The 17,953-nt window shown below is 49.2% G+C and carries 12 protein-coding genes; all 12 read left to right on the top strand.

Annotation, left to right across the window (positions count from 1 at the left end; genetic code table 11):
- Positions 1 to 24: 24 nt before the first annotated feature.
- The 12 genes from EKN16_RS27555 (at position 25) to EKN16_RS27610 (ending at position 17,792) form a co-directional block, all read left to right on the top strand.
- Entirely contained in the window at positions 25 to 1,842 is a 1,818-nt protein-coding gene (locus tag EKN16_RS27555) for a cache domain-containing sensor histidine kinase (RefSeq protein WP_232016050.1), read from the top strand.
- A 3-nt stretch (positions 1,843 to 1,845) separates the two neighbouring features.
- On the top strand, positions 1,846 to 3,474 hold the full coding sequence (locus EKN16_RS27560) for a response regulator transcription factor (protein ID WP_125664245.1): 1,629 nt from the start codon (positions 1,846 to 1,848) through the stop codon (positions 3,472 to 3,474).
- Between the two features lie 239 nt (positions 3,475 to 3,713).
- Entirely contained in the window at positions 3,714 to 5,573 is a 1,860-nt protein-coding gene (locus EKN16_RS27565) for a glycoside hydrolase family 32 protein (RefSeq protein ID WP_125664247.1), read from the top strand.
- A 123-nt stretch (positions 5,574 to 5,696) separates the two neighbouring features.
- Positions 5,697 to 6,812 carry a Gfo/Idh/MocA family protein gene (locus tag EKN16_RS27570; protein WP_125664249.1) on the top strand — a complete coding sequence of 372 codons (1,116 nt, stop codon included), beginning with the start codon at positions 5,697 to 5,699 and terminating at the stop codon, positions 6,810 to 6,812.
- A gap of 22 nt (positions 6,813 to 6,834) precedes the next feature.
- The gene (locus tag EKN16_RS27575; protein WP_125664251.1) at positions 6,835 to 9,693 is read left to right on the top strand and encodes an extracellular solute-binding protein; all 2,859 of its coding nucleotides are present in this window, start codon (positions 6,835 to 6,837) and stop codon (positions 9,691 to 9,693) included.
- Positions 9,690 to 10,589, top strand: a complete 900-nt coding sequence (locus EKN16_RS27580) for a carbohydrate ABC transporter permease (protein WP_125664252.1) — start codon at positions 9,690 to 9,692, stop codon at positions 10,587 to 10,589. Before EKN16_RS27575 ends, EKN16_RS27580 begins: the two co-directional genes overlap by 4 nt.
- Positions 10,590 to 10,608: 19 nt before the next feature.
- Complete coding sequence (locus EKN16_RS27585) at positions 10,609 to 11,478, top strand: carbohydrate ABC transporter permease (protein WP_197719111.1); 870 nt, start codon at positions 10,609 to 10,611, stop codon at positions 11,476 to 11,478.
- A gap of 19 nt (positions 11,479 to 11,497) precedes the next feature.
- Positions 11,498 to 12,991 (top strand): hypothetical protein, encoded by a 1,494-nt coding sequence (locus tag EKN16_RS27590; RefSeq protein WP_125664254.1) that lies wholly within the window; start codon positions 11,498 to 11,500, stop codon positions 12,989 to 12,991.
- The gene (locus EKN16_RS27595) at positions 12,988 to 13,620 is read left to right on the top strand and encodes a Yip1 family protein (RefSeq protein WP_125664256.1); all 633 of its coding nucleotides are present in this window, start codon (positions 12,988 to 12,990) and stop codon (positions 13,618 to 13,620) included. Before EKN16_RS27590 ends, EKN16_RS27595 begins: the two co-directional genes overlap by 4 nt.
- A 32-nt stretch (positions 13,621 to 13,652) precedes the next feature.
- On the top strand, positions 13,653 to 15,911 hold the full coding sequence (locus EKN16_RS27600; protein ID WP_125664258.1) for a DUF5696 domain-containing protein: 2,259 nt from the start codon (positions 13,653 to 13,655) through the stop codon (positions 15,909 to 15,911).
- Positions 15,908 to 16,810, top strand: coding sequence for a carbohydrate ABC transporter permease (locus EKN16_RS27605; protein ID WP_125664260.1), 903 nt, complete (start codon positions 15,908 to 15,910; stop codon positions 16,808 to 16,810). Before EKN16_RS27600 ends, EKN16_RS27605 begins: the two co-directional genes overlap by 4 nt.
- Positions 16,811 to 16,847: 37 nt before the next feature.
- Positions 16,848 to 17,792 carry a carbohydrate ABC transporter permease gene (locus EKN16_RS27610; protein ID WP_125664262.1) on the top strand — a complete coding sequence of 315 codons (945 nt, stop codon included), beginning with the start codon at positions 16,848 to 16,850 and terminating at the stop codon, positions 17,790 to 17,792.
- The last annotated feature ends 161 nt before the right edge of the window (positions 17,793 to 17,953 follow it).

Consider the following 17,953-nt stretch of genomic DNA (forward strand, 5'->3'; position numbering starts at 1 on the left):
CAATGGCATCTATTTGTAGGATGCTTGGCATACAGACAGGATGAAGTCAGAGGTGATGACATGTTCTACTCGCTGCGCAGTCGGCTTATGCTCGTATTCTCAATTCTGCTCATTGTTCCGTATACCACTTTCATAGTGGTGCTTAGTAAAGAATCCTCTAATCTTATTCAGCATTCGATTGAGACGTCGACTGCTCAATCGATTGATCAGTTTGCCTCGCATGTTACGACGCTGCTTACTCAGATGGAGGATATCGGCACACAGGTAATGAGCAGCCGAATTACGCAGGATTGGGTTGCCGCAGAGCTCAATCCCGCTCAATCCATTGAGGAACGCGTACTCACGAAGCAGCGGCTTCGCGAGTATTTCTCCTCCTACGCCATTAATAATTCCAACAATATTACGCTCAGTGCCTTTACTGAGAATACAGGCGGCTTGTGGACACAGGATCGCAGTTATTTGCTTAGCGAATGGTACAGTCAGTTCAAACAAAACGATGGACGCTGGACAACTGCCCACAAGGATGGGGATCAATCCGATGAGATTATGACAAGGCGAGAGATCAACAGCTTTCTGCTGCCCTTGGTTCATCTTCAATCGTTAAGGGAAATCGGTTTCGTCAAAATCAATTATCCAACGGCTGTGCTGCGGGATGCGATTGAAAAAATAAGGTTTGGTGAAACCGGTAGAGTATTCTTGCTCACACAGGACGAGACGAGCGTGCTCAATCAAAGCCTTGCGGACAATCAGGCCGTGCTGCAGGCAGGACTCTCGCAATTGGCTGAGCAGCACAGCAAGGAAACAAGCGGCGTATTCTCGGTCAAACAGAGTCACCTCAACTATCTGATCTTTTATAGGAAGCTTCCAGCGCAGGATTGGATTATTGTAGGTGCGGTGCCGGAGCGCGAGCTGTATGTCAAGATCGATACGATTCGCCAAACGATGCTATTCGGCAGTTTCATTCTTCTCTTAATAATCATCGTGGTTGCCTTTAGACTTTCGCATGGCATTACAAAGCCCCTTAGTGCTATGGCCAAAGCAATGAAGCATGTGGAACGGGGCGAATTCGCACAGGCCATTTTATTAGTGCCTCATGCAAGGAATGGTCATAGCGAGATTGGCTATGTCACTCGTATTTTCGAGCGAATGACGAATCGTCTGAAATATTTGATTGAAACCGAGTTCGAAACGAATTTACGTCGCAAAAATGCGGAGTATAAGGCTTTGCTGCTGCAAATTAACCCCCATTTTTATAATAATACACTGGAAATTATAAGCGGCTTGGCGGCTACGAAACGCGAGGATCTTGTCATGGACGCAACTGAAGCGCTTGGGAAGATGATGCGCTACTCCTTGAGCTTGAATAGTGATATTGTGGCGGTAAAGGAAGAGCTGGATTACATGCGCGATTATCTATTCATTCTGAAGCTGAGATACGAGGATAATCTGTTGGTGACGATGCAAGAAGATCCTTCCGCGAACAAGCTGCGCATTGCTAAGTTTATTTTGCAGCCTCTAATCGAGAACGCGGTTAAGTACAGCTTAGAGAAGACTGGGATATCCGAGGTTTCCTTAATTACGAGGGTGGAAGAGGAAAAATTGATATTGATGGTCAAAGATAACGGAATAGGCATGACGAAACAATTAATGGAAAATCTCCTTTCTGAGCTGCAGGGCGGGGAAGCGGTTGCGATTCTAAGCAGCGAAGGGGAAAGCATCGGTCTGCGAAACGTGCTCTCCCGCTGCCGCTTGATGTATGGGGATCAATTTCAGTTAGACTTGGAATCCAAGCTTGGCGAGGGAACAATCATCACGCTGCGGCTTCCCATGGTGAGGGGCTAGTCTATGTATAAAGTTATGCTTGTCGATGATGAAGCGGGCGTTCGCAATAGCATTAAAGCAAAGGTCAATTGGGAGGCAGCCGGGTTTACTATCGTGGCGGAAGCTTCCAATGGCGAAGAAGCGCTGCGGAAGCTTGCGGAGGGCTTGCTGCCCGATCTCGTTATTTCGGATATTCGTATGCCGCAGATGGATGGCATTACTTTTATTAAGAACAGCAAGGAGCTGTATCCGCTGCTCCGTACCGTGTTGTTGTCTGGGTACTCGGATTTTGAATACGCGAAGGCGGCCATTCAGTTAGGCGTTAAAGATTATTTATTAAAGCCAGTTGTTCGAAGCGAGTTGTCCGAGCTCTTGATCAAGATAGCGGAAGAACTTGCGGAAGAGCGTCAAATGAAACAAGAAACCCAATTAGATCAATTGAAGAGTAGCCAGCAGCTTCTCGTGCTGCAGGAGCAAATGCTGCTGCAGCTCGTTAAGAGCGAGTGGTTCTCCCTCTCGGCGGTCAAAGAAAGATTGCAGCAGCTGCAGCTCTCGCAGCTTGCTCTTGATCATCTCGTTATGCAGCTTGTCACCGTGGAACTCCGTATTCCTAGCGGGCGTTTCGAAGATTGGAGTGGACGCAAGGATCTGCTGCATCTGGCTTTTCATATGCTGGGCAGAGAAACGGCAGATAAGTGGCAGGCGGTGTATCCCTTTCACGATGTCGGTTATCCGGCTATTCTGCATTTTCTCGTCTTGCAAGATGAGCCGTCCTTGAAGAATGACCGGACGAACCGGTTTGTTCGGGACATGAAGCATCATGTGAAGCAATACTTGAAATGCGAGAGCGTGATCGGAATTGGGGAGCCGATTATAGGGCTGAAGCAGCTTAAGAATGGCTATGCTTCGAGTATGCTGTCCTGGAGTCAAAGCACAATTTTCGAAGAAAGCGTGAAGGTGAATCCGCGCGCACTTGCGCTGACGCATGCGTTCACCCCTGAAGTTGAGCGAAAATTAATGCAGGCCATTGAAAATCTGGATATGTCGACTTTCAAGAAGCATGTAGGGGCGCTCTTCTCGGTGAACCGCGACACACCGATGTTTGCGGTGACTTTCCTGACCTTCCGGATTATTTTGTTATTCAATGCGGTTGCTAAGAAATTCGAGCTGGGGGAGACTTCCCTGCAGCAGCATTTGTGGAATTGCCAGATGACGATATGGAATCATAAGTCTCGGGAGCAGATCCTGGAACAGATCGATGCATTGGCGCAAATGGTCATGGATGAAGTCAGGAAAACAAAGTTTTCCAGTGGTCAGAAAATGGCTGAAGCCATTCGCATGTACGTGGAGGAGAACTACTGCTACGATTTGACGCTCGCCTCTCTCGCGGACATGTTCCATATTAATGAAAACTATTTATCAGGCTTGTTTAAGCAGAATGCTGGCGTGACCTTCAGTGATTATGTAACGAAGCTAAGGATGGGCAAGGCGGAGCAGCTGCTGCGGGAAAATGAGTTGAAGCTGACGGATATTGCGACGTTGGTTGGTTATTCGAGCTCAAGTTATTTCAGTACCTCGTTTAAGAAGTTCTATAACGTAAGTCCGAAGGAGTACCGCGAGCAGTATTTAGCAAGCTTGAATACTAATAATTGAGATGGTTAACAATCGTTTAGGGGCTTTTCTTGAATTACGAGGTGAGTCGAAGGGTTAGAGAACCAAATAACATGGGGCTGAGTTACAGGTGATTGCACCTTACTCAGCCTCTTTTTTATGCCCAAGCCCCAAGAAAAGTGGAAGAACGAATCCGAGCAAAGTGAAATTTTAATGGCGTCGTATTCCGTACAATGACTTCATGTCTTGAAAAACATCAGCTTGGATGGGGGAAGTTTGTTATGACTAACGGGGTTAAACGTTCGCGAATTATCATCATCGCAGCGATTATTGTACTGATTCTATTCATGGTCTCCATTGTGATAGTCAAGGTAGGTGGCAGGGAGGCGGAGCAGACGAAGACAGCATTTGCGTTCAATCCAGACCCGACCTATTATACGGAAAAATTTCGCCCGCAGTATCACTTGTCGCCGGAGAAAGGAAATATGAGCGATCCCAATGGGATGGTTTATTTTGAAGGGGAGTACCACCAGTTCTACCAGCATAGCGGACAATGGGGGCATGCAATCAGCAAGGATCTCGTTCATTGGGAGCATCTTCCGTTAGCAATTGCCAAAGACTCGCTCGGCGATATTTGGTCGGGAAGCGCAGTGGTGGATTGGAAGGATACAACTGGCTTCTTCGGCGGTAAGGCTGGGCTTGTCGCGATATTTACGCATTTCAAGGACGGTGTTCAGTCCCAAAGCCTTGCTTACAGCACGGACAAAGGGCGAAATTGGACCAAATATGAAGGCAACCCCGTCATTCCTAATCCGGGCTTGAAGGATTTCCGTGACCCTAAGGTAATCTGGTACGAGCCAAGTCATTCTTGGGTGATGGTCGTTTCGGTTGATAACCGAGTCCGATTCTATACATCTGCGGATTTGAAGAAGTGGGAGATGACAGGTGAGTTTGGCCTAGGCCATGGTTCGCATGCAGCTGTGTGGGAATGCCCTGATCTGTTCGAGCTTCCCGTTGAGGGCATGAAGGAGAAGAAGTGGGTACTCACCGTTAGCATCGGGAATAACACACAAACCAAGGGATCTACGGCTCAATATTTTGTCGGCTCATTCGATGGAAAGACATTCAAGGATGATAACAAGCCGTACAGCAAGCTGTGGACGGATTATGGCAGGGACTTCTACGCAGCTGTGTCTTATTCAGACATTCCGGCTGAAGACGGACGCCGAATTTGGCTCGGGTGGATGTCCAATTGGCGTTATCCGTTCTCACTACCGACTGGAATATGGAAAGGCAATATGTCCATTCCGAGGGAGCTTACGCTGCGGGACATTCCAGGGGAAGGAATTCGACTGATTCAAGAACCAGTCCGGGAATTAGATACCTTGCGCGATAAGGCGGTCAAGATATCGGAGCAGAAGCTGGAACCGGGTGGCAGCAACCCTTTGAAGGACGTGAAGGGAACCTCCTTTGAACTGGAAACGGAGTTTACAGCAACCTCCGCCGTCGAATCCTTTGGAATAAAGGTTAGGGAAGGCGGCAAGCAGGAAACGGTCATTCGTTATGAGACTAAGACGGCTCAGCTTGTCGTGGACCGCATGAATGCTGGTGAAAGCTCATTCGAGAATCAATTTGCAGAAGCGGTCTCAGCGCCACTGAAGCTGCGTGACAACAAGCTGAAGCTGCGCATTTTCGTCGATGATACGACACTGGAGGTGTTTGCAAACGACGGAGAAGTCGTGCTAACCAGCCTGATTTTTCCGGATGCAACGAGCAATGGGCTGGAGCTGTTCACCAAGGGTGGATCAGTCAAGCTGGACAAGGCGATCTTCTATCCGTTGCAGTCGGTTTGGCGGGATGAGAATCCGGATGGGAAGCAGCCGCTGCGGATTGTGGTGAATAAGAACATTCTCCAGATGAAGGAAGGGCAGACGCTCGAACTGGCTGCATCGATTCTTCCGCTAGGAGCGAAACAGTTAGTGAAGTGGGCATCGAGCGACGAATCTGTGGTAATGGTGAAATCAGCAGCGGGTACTACGGCGATAGCGACGGGGATGAAAGAGGGCAAAGCAGAGATTAAAGCGAGCAGCGATGACGGCAGTGTTACTTATTCTCTTAACGTATTCGTAGCAGCTCGATAATCCACTGATGAAATTGAAAGTCATTTGCGGAGGAAATTGAAATTTATGCGATTGTCGATTTGATATAACCATAAGTAAGGAAATCAAGTGAGTGAAGAAACGAGGAAACAGGGGGGATTATCGATGAATCTAGCATTTATCGGCTGCGGTGGCATTTCGGATGCACATCTGCACGGGATAGTCGAGCTAAGAAGAGCAGGTTACCTTGCGATTAACATAACCGCTGTATGTGACATTAATCTTGCCCGTGCTGTGGAGTTCTCAAGTAAGGTGAAAGCGCAGTTAGGAACGGATGCCGCAATCTATACCGATTACAAGGAGATGCTGGCCAAGGAATCACTGGATGCTGTCACAGTCCTTGTTACCCATGACTTGCATCATTCCGTCGCGGGAGATTGTTTTGCTGCCGGCGTTCATGTGCAAATGCAAAAGCCGCTAGCGATTGCGCCATCATTCGGACGTCAGATGATTGAGGATGCACGAAAATATGATCGTATTCTGACGTTGTCGGAGCCTAGTGTTCTGGGTGCTGCTAATGTTGCAGCTGCAAGGGCCGTGCAAGACGGAGTGTTGGGCCAAGTTTACCTCGTACTGGATTATGCAACGAGCGCAGCGGCAACCGGATTCTTCGGCGGGACGCCTTGGCGGCATATGAAAGGAAAAGCGGGAGCGGGCTGGATAAATGACCATGGGGTTCATCGGACACATTCATTTCTGGAGATGATCGGCGGCATTCGCGAGGTGTTCGCGTATACCGAAATCTTCGAGAAGGTGAGAAGAGGGAATGGCGTAACGATTCAGCCGACTGGGGAAGATGCCGCGGTAATGGTTTTACGATTTAATAACGGAGCTCTTGGTCATTGGATGTGCGCTACAGCCATTCACGGTGAGGAGATGGGCGGGGTTTACGTTTACGGGAGTAAAGGCTGTCTTCGGCCTGGCCGCCAACTTTCGCTGGAGGGAGGCAAGCAAATTCCGTTTGCACAGATCATTGAAACGTACGCTCCCGATGTGATGAAGGACCCTTTCGCGCATGCTTATTTGGAGTTATGGGAAGCGATATCAGACAAGAAGCAGCCAATATCTAGCGCGGAGAAGGGGCAGGAAGCTCTTAGCGTCGTATTCGCTGCATTGGAGTCGGCTCATATCGGCCAGCCCATTAGCGTCGAAGACATTATGGACGGCAGCAGACGCACTTACGAAGATACAGTCATTCGAGAAATGAACCTGCATTCCTAATTTCAATACCCGGGGGTCAACAGTGAGAACGAAACGGAAATGGAAAATGGCCACTGCTGTTTGTCTTCTTAGCGTATTGCTTGTATCCGTCATTACAGTGAGCTCGTATTCGGAGCAAAGCCGCAGCGCAGCCGCAGCATATACGTACACGGACGCCAAACCCAAGGCGGATGGTCTAATTATTCCGGCCGCAGATGCCATAACGGAAGGGACGAGCGCGAAGCTGCTGCCAGAATGGAAAGGCCGTCAGCACGTCCTGGAATGGATGGAAGGCCAAAGTGTTGAATGGAAGGCCGACATCACAAAAGCTTCGAAATACCAGCTGTCCATCGGATATTATCCGCTGGCAGGAAGCGGACAGGATATCGAATTTCAAATTTCGGTTGACGGCAAACCGCTAACCAAGAATAACGAGCCCTTCAAATTAAATCGGGTTTGGCGCGATGAGAGCGGTAAGATCAAGCAAAGCCGAGGCAATGACTTACGACCAAAGCAAGAAGAACAGTCTATCTGGCTGGATACCACAATCACACTACCAGGCAATGAGCTTGGTGGCGGAGCACTTGTTCTTGATTTGACCCAAGGTCAGCATGTGATTCGTCTAACGAGTTCACGAGAGTCGGCGGTTATTGATTACCTGCATCTGTTCCAAGGAACAGCAGTCCAAGATTATTCCGCTTATCATGCTGGACAGGCAAAGTCTTCAGAGGTGTCAGCCAGCGACGGAGGTAAGGGGATGATCGAGGTGCAGGCCGAACAAGCTTACTTGAAATCCTCGGCCGGATTGTTTCCGACAATGGATCGAACAAGTCCATTAACAACTCCGTATGATCCGGTAAAGATGCGAATTAATACGATCGGCGGAAGCAATTGGGATACACCGGGCCAGTGGATTAGCTGGAAGCTTGAAGTGCCTGAGGACGGCTGGTATAAGCTCGGAGTTAGATATCATCAGAACAAAATCAAGGACTCTTTTGTATCGAGAACGATCTATATGGATGGCGAGGTTCCTTTCTCGGAGCTTAGCCAGGTAAGGTTTCCCTATCATCTGGATTGGGCAGTCAAGGAACTGGGCGAAGAAACGGGAGAGCCGTACCTCTTTCACCTAGCCAAAGGGACACATGAAATCAAGATGGAAGTGACGCTCGGCGACATGGCGCCATCCATTAGCAGCGTGAAGAGTATGGTTGCCGAGCTGCAAGAGATATATCGCAAGATCGTCATGATTACGAGTGTAAGACCAGATACGTACCGGGATTACGAGCTGGATAAGAGTATTCCGGGTTTCATCGCAGATCTGCAGCAGTTGAAGGCGCGAATGGAAGAGGAAGCGGGTCGGCTGGAGAAGCTGACTGGCAGCAATAATAATGGTTCACGGTCGTTAATGCTTCTCGTGAGTCAATTGGAAGGCTTCATCGATCGGCCGGATTCGATTCCGAAGCGGCTGGATAGTTACAAGACGAACATGACGGCACTGGCAGATTGGATGCTCAATGTCAGCAGCCAACCGCTCGAGCTTGACTACCTCTATGTGGCGTCAGCTGACGTCGACAAGCCGAAAGCCGAAGCAAATGTATTGCAAAAGGGCATTCATGAGCTGCGGGCGTTCGCAGGATCATTCCTGGAAAACTATGATTCCATGGGTGATGACAAGGCGGGTAGACGTTCCATTACAGTATGGACCGGACTCGGCAGAGACCAAGCTTATGTCGTCAAACGGCTCATTGATGAGACCTTTACGCCAGAGACCGGCATTAATGTTCAATTCAATCTAGTAGAGAACTCCCTCGTTGTTGCTGTTATGGCGGGAGAGGGACCTGATGTGAATTTGCTGACAAGCCGCGGAGATACGATGAATCTGGCCATCCGTGGAGCGCTTGAGCCGTTGGATCCATTCACCGGCTTTGATCAATTGCCAGGGCAGTATATGCCATCGGCAATGGTGCCCTATCAGTACCAGAATCACACGTACGGTATTCCCGAGGAACAGGAATTCTTCATGATGTTCTACCGGGAGGATGTACTGAAGGATCTTGGCATTGAAGCACCGCAAACATGGGCCGATCTCATGAAGATTGCACCAGAGCTGCAGAATCATAACATGCAGATTGGATTGCCTTATGAGAACTTAGATGCCTTCCAGCTGCTGACCCGCGGTATGGGAACACTGAATCTGCTGCCTTCTCTGCTTATGCAGAATGGAAGCGGTGTGTATAACAAGGATCTAACAGCCACACGTTTTGACGAGCCGTCCTCGTTCAAGGCATTTAAGCAATGGACCGATTTCTACAAGCTGTTCGATTATCCGCTGTACAAGGATGATTTTAACCGCTTCCGCACAGGGGAAATGCCGATCGTCATCAGCAGCTATAAGCTGTATAACCGATTGGTGAAGGCGGCTCCGGAGATTACGGGAACGTGGAAGATGGTTCCGATGCCCGGCGTGAAGAAGGCGGATAACACCATCGACCGTTCGACCGGTGCGACCGGAACGGCGAGCATTATATTGAAAAAAGCAGCTGACAAGAAGGACGCGTGGACATTCCTGCAATGGTGGAATACGGCGGAGACGCAAACAAGATTCGCCAAAGAGCTTGAGAACGAGCTGGGTGTACTCGGTCGGCGGTCGCCGGCTAACGTTCAGGCATTCACTGCTACTAATTGGAGCCGTGCGGAGCAGCAAGCTCTGATGGAACAGTGGCAGCAGGTCAAGGAAATTCCGGAGCTGCCTGGGGGTTATTACACGTCGCGGAATATCGATAATGCCTTCCGCAGCGTTGTGTTTCAGAACGAAAATGCACGTGAAAGTCTTTTCTATTGGAATAACCAAATCAATGCAGAGATTGAGCGCAAACGGTATGAATTTGGGGTGAAACCATGATAAACCGAGCGGCTGCCGTTCTCCTGAAGCATCGGGAAAGCTACTTGCTTATGACGCCTTATATGATCTTTTTTATCTTGTTTACGATATTGCCGGTCGTCTTGTCTGTCGTAATGGGATTCACCTATTACAACTTGATCGAGCCTCCACGCTTTGTCGGCTGGTATAACTATATTCGGCTGTTCTTGGATGATGATATCTTCATCACCGCGCTGAAGAATACGATGCTCTTCGCCTTCGTTACAGGGCCGATCAGTTATGGACTCAGCTTTCTGGTCGCTTGGATCATTAATGATCTATCCCGTACGCTGCGATCAATTGCGACGGTGCTGTTCTACATTCCGACGATTATCGGGGTATCCGTGTACCCGTTGTGGAGGTTGATTTTCAGCCCTGATGCTTATGGTTATTTGAACGGAATGCTGATGAAATGGGGATTTCTGCAGGAGCCGGTCGCTTGGCTGCTCGATAAGAACCATTTGCTCTTCATCCTCATTCTCGTTCAGCTGTGGATGAGCATGGGGATCAGCTTCCTAGCCTTTGTCGCGGGCTTGCAAACGGTGGACAGCAGTTTATATGAAGCGGGTGTCGTTGATGGCATCCGGAATCGGTTTCAAGAGCTGTGGTATATTACGCTGCCTTCAATGATTCCCCAGCTCGTATTCGGGGCTGTTATGCAGATTGTCATTTCCTTCAGCGTCGCTGATGTTTCCATTCAATTGGCGGGCTTCCCGAGTACGGAGTACGCCGGGGAAACGATGGTCACCCATATCATGGATTACGGTAGTATCCGCTATGAGATGGGTTATGCATCGTCAATGGCCGCTTTTCTATTTGCAATCATGGTCTTAACCAATCGGATCGTAACCAAACTGCTCCACAAAGTGGGAATATGACCCGAAGGAGGTCTCACAATTGATTTCGCTCACCAGGAAAAAAGCCGGTATTCATTCGAGACGCTCGCTTACAGGCAATATTCTAGTATTCAGCTTTATCGGCATACTCGCCTTGTTCTCGGCACTGCCTTTTATATTTGCGGTTATTACATCACTCAAGCCAATTGATGAGCTGCTGCAGTTTCCGCCTAAGTTCTCGGTTGCCAGGCCTACGCTGGCTAACTTCGGTGATTTGTTCCAGCTTGCTTCGAACATGTGGGTACCGTTGTTCCGCTATGTCTTCAACACGGCGATGGTTGCCGTACTCGGTACGATATTCCATGTTGTGTTCGCAGCAATGGCCGCTTATCCCTTAGCCAAACACCGGTTTCCAGGTAAAAATATAATCTTCTCGATCATCGTGATGGCGCTGATGTTCGTGCCGCAGGTCACCTTCATTCCTCAGTTCGTATTGATGTCGAAGCTGAATCTGGTGAATTCTTACGCAGCATTAATTCTGCCATGGATCGGTGCTTCGCTTGGCCTGTTCCTGATGAAGCAGTTCATTGAGCAAATTCCCGATGCCATTCTGGAAGCTGCTCGAATCGACGGTGCGAGCGAGTTCACGACGTTCTTCCGTATTGTTTGGCCGAATACGACGCCTGCAATCTTGACTGTCGTTATCTTTCAATTTATTAATCTGTGGAACTACTCGCCTCGTGAACTGATCTACAGCGAGTCGTTGAAGGTTTTCCGGATGGCACTCGAGCAAATTGTGGCAGGTGATCCCGTTGCCAGAATGGGTGCGGGAGCAGCGGCTTCGGTCATCCTCATGATTCCTCCTATTCTCGTATTTGTATTCCTGCAGCGCAAGGTCGTCGAGACGATGACGTTCGCAGGAATCAAGTGATGGGAGGAGGAGAGGAGCTATGACTATCAAAGCTTATATCGCTGTCGTCCTCGCTGTCGTCCTGCTTCTTGCTCTGCTAGGCGTTAGCGGTTCTGGAACAAAAGCCTATGCGGCGGAAGGCCCTTATAAGTCTTATGTATATAACGAATGGAATCAATCCAAAGCCTCACCCAATAGCTTGCTGCCTGCTGGAACGTATACCGGTATGGATGCAGGGGCGGGTGCTTTTAACGAGCCGCAGGATTTATTCGTTGCTAAACAAGGTACGATCTATGTCACGGATACAGGGAATAATCGGATCGTTGTCTTGAATCCATCTTTCAAGAAGGTCGATGTGATCGACAAGCTGATCTGGAAGGGAAAAGAAACGACCCTGCAAGGGCCGACCGGCTCCTATGTGACCGATGATGGAACGCTCTATATCGCGGATAAGGGAAATGGCCGTGTACTTCGGATCAACAAAGGCAAGCAGGTGGATCTCGTGATCGAGAAACCGGAGCATCCGCTCATTCCGAAGGATTTTAAATTTAAGCCAGTTAAAGTTGCCGTCGACAATGCGGGGCGTATCTATGTGCTCTCGGAAGGCCAGTTCTTCGGATTGATGCAGTTCGACAAGGAGGGACATTTCCTCGGGTACTTCGGGAGCAATAAGGTAGAGGTAACGCCTGCCGTTGTTGTGGAGACGTTCTGGAAGAGTATTTTGTCCAAGGAGCAGCGAGAAGGGATGGTCAAGCTGCTGCCGATCGAATACTCCAATCTGGATATGGACGAGGACGGTTTTGTCTATACGACGACAATCGTCTCGCAAAACTCCCGTCAGGAAATCAAGAAGCTCAACCCGCTCGGTAATAACGTGCTTACTGGGAAGGATGGGGACAGTGACTTTGGAGATAAAGAAATCCCGGTAAAGAAGGCTGTTAAGTTAGATAGCTCCTTCGTTGATCTAGCCATTGATCAGGACGGCTTCATCGCGGGTCTGGACCGTACGCGAGGGCGGGTCTTTGAATACGACCAAGAAGGCAACCCAATTGCTATCTTCGGTGCTCTTGGGAATCAGAAGGGAACCTTCCAACAACCGGTGGCAGTCGCCTATTGGCAGGATTCCGTGCTTGTGCTGGATGCGGGGAAACGGAATATTACCCGGTTCAACAGGACGGAATACGGACAGCTGGTGCGAAAGGCAACGGTTCTATATAACCAAGGGCTCTATGAGGAAGCTGCGATTATTTGGCAAGAGGTCGCCAAGCGCAACATGAATAATGAAATTGCTTATGTGGGCATGGCGAAGGCGCTGGAGAAACAGGGCAAGTACGATGAGGCGATGCGCTATTACAAATTGGGGGCGGATCGTTCCGGCTATTCGGATACGTATGCACAGATTCGGATTAAGTCAGTTCGCACACATTTGCCTCTGATCATGTCACTTCTTATTATGCTTGTGATTGCTTATTACGGATATAAAGGCTATCGCTTCGCCTCCTCCAGAAGCAGACGAAAGGGGATGAGTGCATGAGCATGATGCAGCCCAGTCAAGGCAGATTAAACCCTTTTCGCTGCCTGCTTCATCCGTTCGATGGTTTCTATGCGATGAAGGAGGAAGGCAAGGGTTCTAGAGTCGCAGCGGCAGTTATCGTATTCATTTTCTTCCTGGCTTCCGTGTTGATCAGGCAGGATACGGGCTACACGTTCAATACAAACGATCCGGATGCACTGAATATTTGGCTCATCGCAGCGAAGACCGTTGTGCTTTATGGACTTTGGGTCATGGGCAACTGGGCGGTTGCAACCTGGATGGAAGGGGAAGGCAAGGCCGTCCAAGTCGCTATCGTAAGCGCTTATGCGATGATTCCCTATATCATCGCGATGGTTCTGACTACCTGGCTCAGCAACGTTATGCTGCAGGAAGAGGGAGCATTTCTCCATTACATGATGGTCATCGCGATGATATGGAGTGGAATTCTCATGCTGATCGGCATGCAGACGATTCATGATTATGGATTCGTGCGCAACCTGCAATCCTTGCTGCTAACGGTGGCAGCAATGGCCATTATGGTGTTTCTGGCGGTGCTCTTCTATACCTTGTTTCAGCAGGCCTACGTGTTCCTGCTGACGATCTATAACGAATTATTGTTCCGCATCTAAGCTAGGACAGTGATAAGGAAGGAAGGACGAACATGAGAGTACGATTGTTGGCAGGTATTCTAGCCGTTACGGTAGCTGCTGCTGTTGCCGGCATTATGAATTCGAACACCGGTAAGGCAGAGCAAGCCGCTCTGGAATCGGCCGTTCTTACCGTTTCTCAAGGCAGTCAGGTCGGAGGCACTGCCCGCGTGGCACAGAGCGGCGGGCTCCAGCTGGACTTTAATCCGGAGACAGCGGAGGTCACTGTCACGGATATATCGACCAGCACAAAGTGGTCGAGCAATCCCGTTGACCGAGCTAACGACAAGGTTGCCAAAGGGATTAAGAAAATGGATTTGAACGCACAATTACTTGTTGATTACGTAGATCCACTCAATAAACCTTTTCAATTAAATAATTACATCGGAAGTATTAAGGAGAAGGCCTTTACATGGAAGCAAATACAGGACGGAATCGAAATCACCTTTGATTTTCCCAAGGCAGGCTTCTCTATACCGGTTCAATATGCGCTCAAGAAAGATGCCTTCACGGCGACAATTGTATCGGATCGTATCCAGCAGCGTGATAAGTATCGTCTAGTCGCGATTAATCTGCTCCCCTTCTTTGGCGCAGGCAGCACGAAGGATGACGGGTATTTATTCGTGCCAGACGGCAGCGGTGCATTAATACAGTTCAACAGCAGCAACAGCGTATATAAAAGCTATAACGAGCGTGTTTACGGTGGTGATCAGGCCATTGACGTATCCGAGCAATCCCGTGTAAAGGAGGATATTCGCCTCCCCGTATTCGGTCTGAAGAGGAATGATCATGCTTTCCTAGCGGTCATTAACCAAGGCGCCTATCAAGCGGGTATCAGTGCGGAAGGAAGTGGCAAGAGTAACCAATACAATGCGGTTTCAAGTACCTTCACGATGACCGAATTCGAGACCAATACCCTTATGGCAGGCAGTCTCAATGAGAAGCAGGTGGTTCGGGGCTCGCAATCTATCGCAGGAAAACAGTCCTTCGAAGTTCGGTATTACTTTCTTAATGGACAGCAAGCGGATTACTCCGGCATGGCGGTGCGTTACCGCGATTACTTGATAAATGATCAGGGTGTTAAGCCTGTTACAGCTAAGCAGCAGGCAACCATACCGCTCATGATCGATTTTCTAGGCGGCGTCCAGAAGAGAACGACTTTTCTTGGCATTCCTTATCGGTCAGTAGAGGTACTAACTTCATTCAAGGATCTCACTGCGATTACTCAGCAGCTGTTCGAGAGTGGAATGAATAATCTGGCTATTCGCTATGAAGGCTGGGCGAGCGGAGGAATGAATGGCAAAGTGCTCACTTCATTGGATGCTGACAGCAAGCTAGGGGGCAATAAAGCTTTTCGGAGATTAATTCAAGAGATGGATCGCAGAGGTGTAGCCTTCTATCCGGTTGTCGATCCCGTGAAATTCTATAAAGGCGGCAATGGATTCTATAAGTTCTTTGATGTGACGAAGAGCATCAGCCGTGCACCAGCCGTCAAAAATCAGTATTTGCTAAGCAATGGAACGAAGGATAAGACGCTAAGCCCATGGTACTTACTGAAGCCGGAATCCGTCAATGAAGCGCTGGACCGATTCTCGGCAGCTGCAAAGGATAAGGGATTAAAGCATGCTGCGCTGGAATCAATTGGCTCGCTCGTGTATTCCGACTTTAGGCGAAGTATGCTCAGCAAGGATGGGACGGGTCAGCTGTGGGAGAGTGGCTTGGATACGGCAGTTAGTCGAATCGGCGGCTTATCCTTCGATCATCCCAATGCCTATACGTTTATTCGGGCGGAGAGCCTAACGGATGTTCCACTTGCATCCAGCGGGTTCGATGTAGAAGAGGAGTCTGTTCCTTTCTACAGCATTGCTCTCAGCGGACTGATACCTGCATTCGGGGAACCGATCAACCTGGTCAGTGACAGCAAGCCATACATGCTGAAGCTAATCGAGACCGGTACCTATCCAGCTTATCGGTTCATCGCAAGAAGCGGCAGTCTCCTGGCGGGAAGCCAATTCGATTCCCTTTACAGCGGCGATTTTCAAGCATGGTTCAGCGATGTAAAGAAGCAATATAACGAAATCAATAAGGCGCTTCTGCCGATTGCAGGCCAGCCGATTATGCATCATGAGAAGCTTGGTGAAGGCGTATATCGAACGACCTTCGCTAATGGAAAAGCCGTACTGGTCAATTATACGAACGAGCCCATTAAGAAGGATCAACAAGTCATCCCGCCGGGTGGCTATGTTATCCAGGTAGGAGGGGGAACACCGTGATCCGCAGACTGCAAATGATGTCCTACCCAAAGAAAAAACAACTATACGGATTTTTGTTCGTGCTCCCCTGGGTGCTTGGGTTTGTGCTTTTCTTCGCCAAGCCGCTGTTGGTTTCGTTACGCTACTCGTTCCAGAACTTAGAGCTGACACCGAATGGACTGAAGGGCAGCTTTATCGGCTGGGATAATTATAACTATGCGGTTTTTAAAGATCCGGCATTCATTCGACAAGCTGCTGACTCCTTCGTCAACATCCTGTACGGCGTGCCGCTCATTCTCATCTATAGCTTGTTCGTGTCGGTGCTGCTGAAGAACAAGTTCAGAGGCCGAGGAATCATGCGCGCCATCTCCTTCCTGCCGGTTATTATCGCATCCGGCGTTCTGATGCAGATTCTTAAGGAAGATGTATTCTCGCAAGGAATGCGAGGCGGGGTGGAGAGCGTGTATCTCTTCGGGGGTGCAGGAATTAATAACGTACTGATCGAGCTCGGGTTTGGTCCAAAAATGATTGAGATCGTTTCCAATGTCATTGCCCGAATCTTTGATCTGACATGGCGCTCCGGCGTCCAGGTTCTCTTGTTTCTCGCAGGACTGCATGCCATTCCAGGCTACCTGTATGAGGCTTCCTCGATTGAAGGCGCTAGACCCTGGGAGCAGTTTTGGAAAATCACGCTGCCTATGCTGACGCCGATGATGCTGCTAAACACCGTATATACGATTATCGATACATTCACGGATTACGGCAACGGGGTCATTCTGATGATCTACAATACGGCTTTCTCGCAGGTTCGGTTTGGATACAGCAGTGCGCTGGCTTGGTTATATTGCCTTGCGATTGCCCTGTTCCTGGGTCTAGCGTATTTGCTTCTGAAGAAACGAATCGTCTATCTACAGGACTAAAGGAAAGCGGTGAAACGAAGTGAACGATCGGTTACTCATGAGAAAAAAGCTGAAGCGACTGCGGTCGACTGCCATTTCCATACTCAGATTCGCCGTGCTTGCTGTACTCGCGTATCAGCTGCTGTATCCCTTGCTCTACATGCTGAGCATGGCGCTTCGACTGCCCGAGGAGGCGATGGATCCCAGTATCATCTGGATTCCGAAGACCTTTTCCCTAGCGAACTTTGCCGATACGCTTCGGGTCATGGATTTCTGGGATGCTTTCAAGAACAGCATGTATATTGGAGTCGGCTGCGGACTGCTTGACGTACTTTCTTGCGCCTTCGTTGCCTACGGATTCGCGAGGTTCCGCTTTCCGTTCTCCAATATGCTGTTTGCCCTGGTGATCCTGACGCTTATCGTACCTGTGCAAACGATCATTCTCCCCCTGTATGCGGAGATGAAATATTTTGACGGGTTCGGATTGATGAAGCTTGTGTCGGCGGTGACCGGCGGTCCTGACCATATTAGCTTAATTGGTCACTACTCCGCCTTCTATCTGCCATCCTTGTTCGCGATGGGATTACGATCAGGACTGTTCATCTTCATCTTCCGTCAATTCTTCAAAGGGATGCCCAAAGAGCTGGAGGACGCGGCATACGTGGATGGCTACGGGCCGTTCAAGACCTTCTTCCGGGTCATTCTGCCCAATGCGAAGAACGCGATTATTACGGTGTTCCTGTTCTCTTTCGTCTGGCATTGGAACGAATATTACCAGTCAAATCTGTTCCTCGGCAATTTGAAGAAAAACTTCGCGATCGCCTTGTCGTCGCTGCGAGTTGATTTGCAATCGGTCGTCAACGTGCAGACGATCAGCGATCCGCTCGTCGTCGTCACTCGCATCCAGGCAGGTATGCTGCTCTCGATCATTCCACTTGTTGTGCTTTACCTCGTTACGCAGCGGTATTTTACAGACAGTGTGGAGCATGTTGGCATTAAGTAATTGCTTCCGCTAGACTATTCCGCATTCGGAGAGGAGGCGATGCCAGGGAGAGCATCCGTCTCGGTTGAAGATTGTATTGGTAGGTAAACAAGCATTAAGCAAGCAAATTATTTATGGCATTCATGATTCCATTCATTCATTTATTCGAGGGGGAACAAGTC

It is taken from the genome of Paenibacillus baekrokdamisoli, from assembly GCF_003945345.1.
GTDB lineage: Bacteria > Bacillota > Bacilli > Paenibacillales > Paenibacillaceae > Paenibacillus_Z > Paenibacillus_Z baekrokdamisoli.

Excerpts from the sequence above, each read along its gene's own strand:
- EKN16_RS27560 (WP_125664245.1), top strand. The coding sequence starts at position 1,846 with ATGTATAAAGTTATGCTTGTCGATGATGAAGCGGGCGTTCGCAATAGC.
- EKN16_RS27565 (WP_125664247.1), top strand. The coding sequence starts at position 3,714 with ATGACTAACGGGGTTAAACGTTCGCGAATTATCATCATCGCAGCGATT.
- EKN16_RS27570 (WP_125664249.1), top strand. The coding sequence starts at position 5,697 with ATGAATCTAGCATTTATCGGCTGCGGTGGCATTTCGGATGCACATCTG.
- EKN16_RS27580 (WP_125664252.1), top strand. The coding sequence starts at position 9,690 with ATGATAAACCGAGCGGCTGCCGTTCTCCTGAAGCATCGGGAAAGCTAC.
- EKN16_RS27590 (WP_125664254.1), top strand. The coding sequence starts at position 11,498 with ATGACTATCAAAGCTTATATCGCTGTCGTCCTCGCTGTCGTCCTGCTT.
- EKN16_RS27595 (WP_125664256.1), top strand. The coding sequence starts at position 12,988 with ATGAGCATGATGCAGCCCAGTCAAGGCAGATTAAACCCTTTTCGCTGC.
- EKN16_RS27600 (WP_125664258.1), top strand. The coding sequence starts at position 13,653 with ATGAGAGTACGATTGTTGGCAGGTATTCTAGCCGTTACGGTAGCTGCT.
- EKN16_RS27610 (WP_125664262.1), top strand. The coding sequence starts at position 16,848 with ATGAGAAAAAAGCTGAAGCGACTGCGGTCGACTGCCATTTCCATACTC.